The organism is Rhizobium tibeticum, from assembly GCF_900110205.1.
Classification (GTDB): Bacteria; Pseudomonadota; Alphaproteobacteria; order Rhizobiales; family Rhizobiaceae; genus Rhizobium; species Rhizobium tibeticum.
In genome coordinates, this window is the sequence record NZ_FOCV01000084.1 from 1 (window position 1) to 10332 (window position 10332).

The window sequence follows — 10332 nt, forward strand, 5'->3', positions numbered from 1 at the left end:
AAGTTGCGTAGCTTGCGATAGACCCAGCGGCTTTTGACCATGTCTTCGATCTTGAGGCCGCACTTCTTGTGGAAGGCCATGTCTCGCACGCCCCAGGCTCCGCTCAGATTTTCGCGGCTGGCATAGCCGCCGTCGGCGGCGGCCTGCCGTGGCGGCTCGCCCCAGATGCCAATGTGACGCTCCAGCATCGCAGCAAGCGCTCGCTGTCGGCCGGGTTGCCGGCTTCGACGACGAGGTCGAGGATCAGCCCGCTTGTGCCGGTGGTCAAATTGATCTTATGGCCATACTCGACGTCGCGGCTGCCTTTGACGATGATGTCGGCATGCGGCTCGAACAAACTGACCAGCTTGTCGCCAGCCGGCACCGCCTCGCCGGCCAGGACCCGCCGTTCGGTCTGGGCGATGATCCGTTCGATCAGCGGCTTATGGTGGCAGACTTGCGCCTGCCAGAGTTCAACCGCGGGGCCTGCCGCCAGGGGTAACTGTTCACTCGCCTGCTGCAGTAACTCAAGGTTGCCCGCGTGATCTTGAGCAGTGTGCGGTAGTGCTTGATCCGTTTCGGGCGGCCGCGGGAATATTCGATCGCCCGAGCCCGCTTCTTTGCTGCGCGGCGGTGGTCGTGCCATGGGATGGCGCTACTCAGTGCATCGGCCTGCTGCAACAGCCGCACCATCACCCGCACGGCGTCCCATAACAGGCTGCTGTCGCTCGGCTCATGGATCAGTGCGGCGGTGACGGTGCTGTCCACACGCACGACCTTGCCACTTTCCAGCTTCTCCCAGGCTGTTGAAAAAGGCCCTGGCGCATAGGCTCTGGTCGTGATTCACTCGCTTTATGGCGATTTGGAGCTGATGGATGCGCGGCGGCGATGTGAGGACAGGCGAACTCTTCAGCTATGTCGATCTGGAGGATCGCGTTCGTAACGATCATCCGCTACGGGCAATTCGGCAGATCGTGAACGATGCCCTCGTTTCACTGGAAGGGGAGTTCGCTGCGCTTTATTCACCGATCGGACGGCCGTCGATTGCGCCTGAAAGGCTTCTTCGTGTCATGCTTTTGCAAGCGTTCTATTCGATCCGTTCCGAGCGGCTTTTGATGGAGCGATTGGAATACGACCTTCTATTCCGCTGGTTCGTCGACATCGGCGTTGACGATCCCGCCTGGGATCATTCCAAGACGAGAGCGACCCGGCCTGTGGTCGCGGATGGGCTGCTCTCGGCTCTGCGGACGCCTTGTCGGGCACTTCTACGTCCACAACGGAGACGATCAGGCTTCGTCCGCGAACGCCTGCTAGGCTCCCAAACGGCATCAACTGGCGTGTCGTCGACACTATTCGAATTCCTGCAGTACTTTTGAGGATCAAAATGCATCCGCCGATAGGCGTGATCGTCGGTCCGCGTGATCTGCAGGGCCAGAAGCCCGCCGCAAGCCGCCTACACGCCGGCACTCCGTAAGGAGGAGGCCGCCTGACGAAGGGCGCCACCGACATGGCGGGTTGCTCGGACATCAACGCGTGAGCAGCGACATTTCGAGCTAGTTTCCATCGCTGCTATAATGAGCTAATGCTGCCGAACCAGAAATCAACCATTTGGGAAGTCGGTTTTTGACGCTTGCGTTCACTCTGAATTTCACTGAGCTTATTCGGAGCTGAAGAGACCATGGCTGATGAGAGTAACACGTTCAATAGCCACGGTTGAGGCAAATGCCGATACAAGCGCGGCGTCAAAAGCGGCTGCCGAACAGGTTCGTGATTCTAACAGCCTGATATCTTGAGCAAAGGCATCGCACTTTCCGGAACCCTCCTGGGTTCCAACCTGGCCTGATCACCCTTTCGGACGATATAAACATCCTTGTTTCACGACAGGAGTGCGATCCCGCGCGGCGAAAAGGAGGACGTCATCCCCTGCCTCAGGTGCAGGACAAGGCGCGCGGAGTAGGTCCGGGTCGCAGCCGCTTCACCGAAGGCCAACAGGATTCTTTGGGGGCAGGGGGAGCGAATTCAGCCTCATTCTCTAATTTTGCGACGGAAATTGACCCATTGAGAGACCGCCAGAGAAAGAAGCTCAACGATTTCACTGACGAACATGTCCTCGAAATAAAGAAGCACGAGGCAGGCACGTAGGTCCGGGAGCCTTTCCTAAGCGCTCCGAAATTGACACGCGCGGCTACCGCTGGGCCCCGATCTGTACCGCCCCTATAAAAATTTGCCGAGCATACCCAGGCACTTGGTGGGTAATGGTGAGCCCGCACGACGAGCCGCTTGACAGCAGCGTATTATGGCATACCATAAGGCATAATATCTCAAGAAAGGCTTCCGATGGCGGCTCGAATCCGCAGGACACCTCAAGTCGCCAGAGAGCGGAAGGGCCATATGGCGGCGACCCCGCGGCGGCCAGGACATCGTGAAACTAACCGCAGAAGCCGTCAACGCGACGATGGCAGAATGGCTGGCGCGAAGGAGGGAGTAGCATGAAAGCGGATGTTTTCAACGCGAGAGCCTTGCGCGAGGCTTTTGGAGCCTTTCCGACCGCGGTGACGGTCATAACAGCCAACGATCCGGCGGACAGGCCAGTTGGTTCTACTGCCAACTCCTTTGCGTCTGTATCCTTGGATCCGCCCCTGCTGCTCGTTTGCCTTGCCAAGACTTCGCGCGACTACCCAACAATGACCAAAGCCGAGCACTTCGCGATCAACATACTCTCAGAAGCGCAGAAGAATGTGTCTATTAATTTTGCCCGCCCCGCGGAAGATCGCTTCGCTGCTGTCGACTGGGCGAGGGGTCCGAACGGCTGTCCGATATTCGCGCAGGTGGCGGCGTGGTTTGAATGTTCGATGCATGATGTCATCGAGGCGGGCGACCACGTCATGATGGTCGGTCGCGTGACGGCTTTCGAAAGCAGCGGCTTGAATGGTCTGGGCTATGCCCGCGGCGGCTACTTCACTCCGAGAGTCCCGGCAAAAGCCGTTTCCTCTGCAGCGGGCGGAGAGATCTGCGCCGCCGCCGTGTTGGAGCGCCACGGCTCGCTTTTTCCATTGGGCGATGAAAACTTGCCCTTTCCGAGTTGCAGCGCAGCAGGCGGTGACCCAGCAAATACGCTGGCGTCCCACCTCGAACAATTGGGACTGAGTGTCCACGATTGGTTTTCTTTGCTGGATCTATAAGGACAGCAGGCCGGTGAAGAAGTCATTCGCGTTCGCAGCCGAAGCCTGAATCGTCTCCGTTGTGGACGTAGAAGTGCCCGATAAGGCGTCCGGCGGAGCCGAGAGCAGCCCATCCGGGGCCACAGGCCGGGTCGCTCTCGTCTTTGTATAGAGCGGCGATCTGGGAGGAACCTGCGCGACAATCTGGATGGGACTATTGTGTCGCGGACGGGTGCCAATTTAGCATCGTGATTGACGCTGGCAAGTGGTCATTGGGTTTCTAATTGTCGCGGAGCGTCAATCTGCTGTGCGTCATTGATTGTCGCGTAAACGGGCGGTCTTCCCCGCTGTCGTTTTGCCTCCATTGCCGACCGCCGGCGATAGCTTTCGACATTCATTTCGAAGATCGTCGAGTGATGAACGAGGCGGTCGACCGCGGCCAGCGTCATAGCGGGATCTGGAAAGACTTTATTCCATTCGCCAAATGGCTGGTTTGCCGTCAGCAGAATGGACCGTCGCTCATAGCGCGCCGAGATGAGCTCGAACAGGACGCTGGTCTCGGCCTGATCCTTGGCGACATAGGCGATGTCATCGAGGACGACTAGATCGAACTTGTCGAGCTTGTTGATAGCCGATTCCAGTTGCAGCTCGCGCCGTGCGACCTGGAGTTTCTGAACAAGGTCGGTCGTCCTTGTGAAGAGCACCCGCCAGCCGTTCTCGACAAGGGCAAGGCCAATGGCTGCCGCAAGATGGCTCTTTCCACCGCCCGGCGGGCCGAACATCAAGACGTTGGCGCCTTTTGCCAACCGGCGGTCATTGCCATGATCTGCGCTTTCGAGATCATGGGCACGGCGTCGAAGTCGAAGCTGTCGAGCGTCTTGCCCGGTGGTAACCGGGCCTCGGACAGGTGACGCTCGATCCTGCGTCTGTCGCGCTCGGCGAGTTCATGTTCGGCGATGGCCGACAGGAAACGGGCGGCGGGCCAACCCTCCCTGTCCGCCTGCTCGGCGAAGTCAGCCCAAAGCAACTTGATCGCAGGCAGGCGAAGTTCGTTCAGCAGAATACCAAGACGGCCTGCATCGACATTATTAGGGTTCGTCATGCGCATTCTCCTGCATGGGCTGCCCCGATAAGGGCTTAATATCCGCTGAGCGATGTCAGGTGCACGGAAACGACCGGCAAGGAGGCGGGATCGGGCGCGAAGCGCGAGCGCAACGCCGCCATATCGGGAAGCTTTCCAGCGCCGAGCGCGTCGGCCAACCGTTCGGCCAGTTCGCGTTCGCAGGTCCGCTCGTGGGCCAGTGCCAGAAGCTCGACCATCGTTTTGCAGGCTTGTTTGTCCGTCAGCCGCTCCAGCAGAACCTCGAAAGTGCGTCGATATTCCTGCCTGGGGAAGAGCTGGTCGCGGTAAACGAGCCGCATCAGCGCCATTGGCTTCTGGCGCAGGGAATGGATGACATGCCGATAATTAACGACCTGGTTGCAGCGCCCGTCGGGATGAGCTCGTCCTCTTGGAAGCATGCGGCCGACAGGCTGTCACTACGATGGTCACGAGGCGCACCACCAAGAGACCACAGAGCATTCTGCAAGCCTTCGGCAAGAGCGACGAAGCTTTCGCCGCCGAGGATGACGTGGGCATGTTCGAAGCCGGAATAGGCAAGGCGGAAGTGCTACAGCAGATGATCGAGCGGTTGCCCCGCGATGGTAATGCCCAGGGCGGTCATGTCGGTAAAGTCTGACAGGCCCAGCAGACCTGGTTCGTGGATCTGGCGGAGGATCACCTCCTGTTCTTCACCATGCACCGCTCGGATTCCGGGTGCTGCCCGAAGCAGTGGGACAATCTCGGCGTCAAAGATCTTGGCAAGTGGATCGGGACGCCGTCGGCCCCGCGCCTTTGTCTTCTGCGAGGGAAGACGCGGGTTCTTCGCCAGGCGGAAAGCCGTCGTTCGCCCGATTGAAGCCTTGGCGGCGGCAACCGTGACGGAATTAGTTTGACGTAACTTCATAAAAAGCCTCATCTGATGATCGGTTACATGGCGACCTGGCACAAAGTGATTCTCCTGTTGGGGAAAATCGCCAGATTGACCGCAATCACAGACGCAAGGCATGCCTAAAATTGGCGCCGCGGCTGGGGGCGTAACTACGTTCGGGCTACGCCCTCACTCCGTCACGCCCCCAGCCGCACAGTCCCATCTTGATTGACGCCGGAATTCCACGTTGATCGCCGCGCGGCATCTTTGTCCCTCCCATGAACTCCGCACAAGACTGATCCATCGCGTGCGCCCAATATTGTTGTCATCCACCGCGCGGATGCAGTTGATCCAAACAATCGATTTTACCAATCATCGCGTATGGTCGATAGGAGATACGGCGGAAGAATTTGAGTGGGTGCGGTTGGCGTTCGCCGTTAAACGAGCCGGAATTAGGCCTACAGTACCTTCGGGGAAACAACCTACTAACGCTATCAAGGACGGTCTGAGAAGAAACGATGACACGCACTCAAAAAGAGAAGATGCTCGCGGGCGAGATGTACAATGCAGCGGACCCGGAAATCCAAGCCGACTTGCTGGCTGCTGGGGCTTGGCTGAAGCGGTACAATAGTGGTTTGGGCGAATCCGCCGAACGTTGGCATTTGTACCTCCGCGAACGGCTAGGCGAGGTTGGGCCTGGAGCGGTCATCCGTCCGCCCTTTCTCTGCGACTACGGCTACAACATCCGTATCGGAGCCCACGCTTACCTCAATTTCAACTGCGTAATCCTCGACGTGGCAAAGGTGACGATTGGGGAAGGAACCGCAATTGGGCCCGCTGTGCAGATCTATACCGCCGATCATCCAGATGACCCCGAGCAGCGGCAGGCGGGGCTGCAGCTCGGACGACCTGTCTGCATTGGCAGGCACGTCTGGATCGGCGGTGGCGCAATCATTCTCCCAGGCGTGACGATTGGCGATCATGCAGTCGTTGGCGCGGGCAGCGTAGTAACGCGCGATGTTCCTGCGGGCGCAAAGGTCATGGGAAGTCCAGCTCGGGTCAGAGGCTGACCCTCGGTGCCTTGATGACGCGTGTTGCGGGCGCTCGAGCTTCTCTATGACGCGCTGCCTGCCTCTCCGCTATTAGCCAAAAGTACCCTGTGCTGAGACGCCACTTCCACGCCTGCATTCGAGGCTTAACAGACCCAAGAACAGCGGAATGATAGGCACAGGCACAGTAGCTGACGATCGTTGAATTTGAATAGCAACCAGTCCACGAAGGGGACATCGATGCCGATATTTATAGGTGCTATGGGATTTCTCATCCTTTCTATTGTACCAGCTCATGCTTATCTCGACCCGGGCACGGGCAGCATGCTCGTTCAAGGCTTGATCGGCGCGTTAGCGATCGGCGGAGCAACTGTCTCCGGTTATTGGAATAGGATCAGATGGGCCGTCAGATCTTTTTTAGGCCGGCGGAACAACGGCAAGAATGGCGGTAAGTAAGTTGGTGGCGGACGCACCGAAGCCGGGGCGGGTCCCCGGCTCCTTTAGAGATCCCTCTGGTCAAGTCTTCAATTTCCAAGATTGCATCTTGCGAACGATGGATGCTGCCGCAGCCATCGAGTTTGCAAGTGCAGAGAAGGCGATGCGTCAGCTCGTCGATGAACGGCGACTGGTTGACTTTTCAGACGCGGAACCGAGCGTTCACCAGCTTTTTCAAGGAAGTATTGCTCGAGTTCTGCAGCATCCCCGCCTGGAGCAAATCACCTACCCATACGAGTGGTCGTTTGCCGGATTGAAGGCGGCAGCTCTTTTTCATCTTCAACTGCAGCTTGATCTACTTGATCAGGGTTTTTGCTTATCGGATGCGACCGCTTATAACGTTCAGTTTGAAGGGTCACGGCCAACTTTCATCGACCATCTGTCGATAAAGCCGTACCGCGATGGGCAGCTTTGGTATGGCCATAAGCAATTTTGTGAGCAGTTTCTGATTCCTCTGTTATTGCGTTCCATTTTCGACATCACGCACCACAGCTGGTATCGCGGCAATCTCGAAGGGGTGCCGAGTGCGGACTTCGTAAAGCTGCTGAGTGCCCGACATTGGCTGTCCCATAAGTTGTTTACACATATTATTTTGCCTGCAAAGCTGCAGTCCTCTAAGACATCACAGACCAAGGCGGATCTTGGAAGCTCGAGCGCGAGACGGCTTCCTAAGGGTGCCTTCCGTGCCATGCTCGCCCAACTTTACAGCTGGATTGGTGGACTGAAAGTTGATGTTGGAAAGCAAACGGTTTGGCAAGGATACGCGGCGAACAACACGTACACAGCTACCCAGAGAAGTGATAAGGGGCAGTACGTCGCAGAGTTTGTCGCTCAACATAAGCCGCGAACAATAATCGATCTTGGCTGTAATACGGGTGACTTTAGCTACGTAGCTTTGGAGAATGGTGCAGAAAAGGCGATCGGATTTGATTTCGATCCGCACGCGCTCGATGCTGCGTTCGACCGATCAGTCCATACATCAAGGAACTTTCTTCCACTTTATCTTGATGCGCGTAATCCATCGCCGAGCCAAGGGTGGGGCGAGCGGGAGCGTCAAGGATTCAGTTCACGGTTTTCGGCAGATGCTGTTCTGGCGCTAGCCTTCGAACATCATTTGGCAATTGCTCACAACGTTCCCCTTGCCGAGGTTGTCGCGTGGGTGACCCAAGTTGCGCCAAAGGGAATTATCGAATTCGTCCCCAAGGACGACGAAACTGTGGGACGCATGTTGGCGGGTCGAGAGGACATCTTCCGTGATTACGACGAAGAGTCTTTTGAGAGCGCGTTGGGCCAGAAAGCTCGGGTGCTAAATAAGCACCTCATACCTGGCAGCAAACGAATATTGTACACGTTCGAAAGATAGGAGAAAGCAGAAATGAAACGCATCGCGTTACTACTATCACCGCTGGTAATTCTGGTTACTCCGATCATTGATGCTTTTCAGGGCGTGTATATTGATCCCAGAAGCGATGCAGGTTACGCCGTCATCGCTTGCATTGCTATTTTTGGGCTTACCTTGGGTATGATTGCATCGCTTTGTTATAAATGGGGAGCTGTTGGCAACGTCATAACAGCAGGCACACTCGCCATTACGCTTTTCCTTTTTGGCGATCTTTCATACGGTCTCTTCTGGAAACTAGGAGAGCACATCGGAACGTGGGGCGCCGCCGCATTGGCGCTCGCTGGACTGGTTGTTCTTACTCTTACCCTCTTCAAGCTCATGGCCGCTGTGCCCCGCATGATGGCCGCATTTGCGGTAGCCCTACTGGGCTCTACAATTCTTGATCGCGGCTTGATTACTGAGGCGAGCGCCGAAGAATCTGCCCCGGCCGTGATTTATATCGTGACTGATGAAATGATCGGCATTTCTGGGATCGACACAAGATTACCACATGGAGCAGAAGCCAAAGCCGCATTGTTGCAGGTTTTTCAGAAGTATGGGTTTCGGCTCCATTCAAAGGCCTTCAGTCGGCACGTTCTTACTCAAGTTTCGGTCCCAGCCGCCTTGAACATGGACTATTCGTATAATTTCCCCGGCGATAGATCGAATTATGCCTACCCGGGCAAGGTAACAACTTTCAAGGAATTGTCGTTGTTCGATCTGTGGCATCAACAAGGGTTAGCAGTCACCGTCTTCCAGTCTGCTCATCTAGATTACTGCCAAACCGAAATCAAAGTCGATTGCCATACCTTCGCATCATTTGACGGAACTAGGTTTCTTGAACGGCAGCGAATCGAGGGCGGACCATACCGGGACGTTCCTCCCGCTACTGCGGCACTGGCGGATGTTAAGGCGCTGGTGGATGGAAACAGGAGAAGCTTTGCAATGGCAGCAGTTGGAGTCGCGGCCTCCAACATGCTGGGGACATTCGAGACGGAATTGCAGGAATGGCATCCGCGATCTTACGACCAACTAGCCTTTCCTTACTGGCTTGAACAGTTTCAGAACACAATTCTAGATAAAGGTCGTGGGAACGCCTTTTTTGGGCACTTTCTATTTCCGCACAGTCCTGCCGTCTACGACAAAGATTGCAAACCAACGAACCGTTGGGTTTCGAGATCCTATCTTACGGAAGTACGCGGGTTGGTAGGTCAAAAGCTAGATGAGGCGCGCGCGGAAGAATATGGATTCTACTTCGCTCAAACGCTCTGTCTGGCCAAGCAACTGGATAAGTTCTTTAATGCGGTTGTCAGCGATAAAAGGTTTCAGGATGCCACCATCGTCGTTCATGGCGACCACGGCTCGCGTATTTCCGCGGGTAGAAACGTAGAGACAATGTCTCCGAGGGATTACGTCGACAATTATTCCGCCCTTTACGCCATTAGAAAGCCAGGCGTAGAAATGGGTACAGACTACTCGCTACACTCGGTTCAGTGGTTGAACGCTTCTCTGTTCCGCGGCAACGTGCCAGAAGTCGCTCCGACCGTCGTAGCGTCAATGCAGGGCGAATCTGACGAACCAGCAGTCTACGCACCCATAACCGATCCAGACCACGTTGCGATAATGCCGATGCATGGCTTTGACGCATCTCATTAAAATCCTCGCCCTTATTGGATACTCATAAAAGGCCCGCATCTTCGCGGGCCCATTCTTTTCGACAATCTAATCTTCCACATGTCTCCCCAAGGGTGGCCGCGGTCTTCATGGTGGTGGGCGTCGGATTGGAACGTGAACTACTTCGGCTTGTGACTTCTGAATCTGGACCGGGGCGATGTACAGCCGTTGTAGCTGGAGCGCAAAGGGCTCGAAAGGCAACTTCCTGAGGAGGCGGGTGCAGGCGGGTGTTCCAGCAGTTCGAGTGGATGTAACTAGCATTCCTCGTGAGCGTCCGGCGAAGGCATTTTCGCTTGGTCGAGAGGCCGATATTATAGGCCGCGTTTCATCTCGTCTGCCATAACGCGTTCTACCACATCCGGATCGCATTGTTCATCGACGAGAAACCGGCGGATTCCACCATCCCATGTGCGTATGTCGGCAAGGAGATTTTGGAGCTCGTCCACGCCGTTCGCGGTCAACCCCTTTGTGCCGTATTCGCTGCCGTCGCGGACGTAAAGCAATTCGCCCTCGCTGATATTGTCCGAGTTGGCGGTCACCTCTTCGATCAACTCGAGGTTCTCGCCGATCATCTCAGCGACCTCTTTGAGGGTATAGATGATCCTTGAGCGTGCCATTACGCA

The 10332-nt window shown here is 56.3% G+C and carries 6 protein-coding genes and 4 pseudogenes; 6 read left to right on the forward strand and 4 right to left on the reverse strand.

Features of this window, described 5'->3' with window-relative positions; genetic code table 11:
* Nucleotides 1–789: pseudogene (locus BSG20_RS33885) on the reverse strand (ISNCY family transposase); the annotation flags it as partial.
* A gap of 65 nt (nt 790–854) precedes the next feature.
* Here BSG20_RS33885 and BSG20_RS33890 point away from each other — a divergent pair.
* Nucleotides 855–1176 (forward strand): annotated as a pseudogene (locus tag BSG20_RS33890) (transposase); the annotation flags it as partial.
* Between the two features lie 1292 nt (nt 1177–2468).
* Nucleotides 2469–3161, forward strand: coding sequence for a flavin reductase family protein (locus tag BSG20_RS33900; protein WP_072382160.1), 693 nt, complete (start codon nt 2469–2471; stop codon nt 3159–3161).
* Between the two features lie 248 nt (nt 3162–3409).
* On the opposite strand, the pseudogene istB reads toward BSG20_RS33900, so the two are convergent.
* Nucleotides 3410–4242, reverse strand: a pseudogene (istB, locus tag BSG20_RS33910) (IS21-like element helper ATPase IstB).
* Between the two features lie 35 nt (nt 4243–4277).
* A pseudogene (locus BSG20_RS33915) lies at nt 4278–5188 on the reverse strand (IS21 family transposase).
* A 440-nt stretch (nt 5189–5628) separates the two neighbouring features.
* Here BSG20_RS33915 and nodL point away from each other — a divergent pair.
* From nodL to noeB, 4 genes are all read left to right on the forward strand, one after another.
* On the forward strand, nt 5629–6180 hold the full coding sequence (nodL, locus tag BSG20_RS33920) for a nodulation O-acetyltransferase NodL (RefSeq protein ID WP_072382158.1): 552 nt from the start codon (nt 5629–5631) through the stop codon (nt 6178–6180).
* A gap of 219 nt (nt 6181–6399) precedes the next feature.
* A complete protein-coding gene (locus tag BSG20_RS38745; RefSeq protein WP_072382157.1) occupies nt 6400–6615 on the forward strand; it encodes a hypothetical protein in 216 nt (71 codons plus the stop codon).
* On the forward strand, nt 6602–8017 hold the full coding sequence (noeA, locus tag BSG20_RS33930; RefSeq protein WP_072382155.1) for a nodulation protein NoeA: 1416 nt from the start codon (nt 6602–6604) through the stop codon (nt 8015–8017). The genes BSG20_RS38745 and noeA overlap by 14 nt, the downstream gene beginning before the upstream one ends.
* A 12-nt stretch (nt 8018–8029) precedes the next feature.
* Nucleotides 8030–9691, forward strand: a complete 1662-nt coding sequence (noeB, locus tag BSG20_RS33935) for a nodulation protein NoeB (RefSeq protein WP_072382153.1) — start codon at nt 8030–8032, stop codon at nt 9689–9691.
* 329 nt (nt 9692–10020) lie between these two features.
* Here the strand turns inward: noeB and BSG20_RS38185 are convergent, their stop codons facing one another.
* Nucleotides 10021–10326: a hypothetical protein gene (locus BSG20_RS38185; RefSeq protein WP_093041846.1), complete on the reverse strand. Its 306-nt coding sequence runs from the start codon at nt 10324–10326 to the stop codon at nt 10021–10023.
* Between the last annotated feature and the right edge of the window lie 6 nt (nt 10327–10332).

What these genes read in the sequence shown, in the direction of transcription:
- BSG20_RS33900 (WP_072382160.1), top strand. Translation starts at nt 2,469, where the DNA reads ATGAAAGCGGATGTTTTCAACGCGAGAGCCTTGCGCGAGGCTTTTGGA.
- nodL (WP_072382158.1), top strand. Translation starts at nt 5,629, where the DNA reads ATGACACGCACTCAAAAAGAGAAGATGCTCGCGGGCGAGATGTACAAT.
- BSG20_RS38745 (WP_072382157.1), top strand. Translation starts at nt 6,400, where the DNA reads ATGCCGATATTTATAGGTGCTATGGGATTTCTCATCCTTTCTATTGTA.
- noeA (WP_072382155.1), top strand. Translation starts at nt 6,602, where the DNA reads ATGGCGGTAAGTAAGTTGGTGGCGGACGCACCGAAGCCGGGGCGGGTC.
- noeB (WP_072382153.1), top strand. Translation starts at nt 8,030, where the DNA reads ATGAAACGCATCGCGTTACTACTATCACCGCTGGTAATTCTGGTTACT.
- BSG20_RS38185 (WP_093041846.1), bottom strand. Translation starts at nt 10,326, where the DNA reads ATGGCACGCTCAAGGATCATCTATACCCTCAAAGAGGTCGCTGAGATG.